This is a genomic window from Paraburkholderia sp. SIMBA_027 (assembly GCF_046535315.1).
GTDB lineage: Bacteria > Pseudomonadota > Gammaproteobacteria > Burkholderiales > Burkholderiaceae > Paraburkholderia > Paraburkholderia tropica.
On record NZ_JAWRWY010001622.1, the window covers coordinates 1 to 235 of the forward strand.

The window sequence follows — 235 nt, forward strand, 5'->3', positions numbered from 1 at the left end:
TGCTTCAACTGCCCTCGGTTCGAATGGACGACGACGTCACCGCCTATCACCGGCAGGCCCGCATGGAAGCGGTCGAAGCGCACGTGCTCGGTGCCATCGGGATCGACGATCACGTCGCGTACCTGGAACTGATCTCCGTCCGTCGGCGCGCTTGCCTGCGGCCCCGCGAACTTCAACGTGCGTGCTGTGCCGCCGGTAGCCAGACTGAAGGCGGACGGATTCTGCTGGATCAGTT

General features: G+C 64.3%; 1 pseudogene. It reads right to left on the bottom strand.

The annotated features are described in order from the left end of the window. A pseudogene (locus SB764_RS44670) lies at positions 1-235 on the bottom strand (M4 family peptidase); the annotation flags it as partial.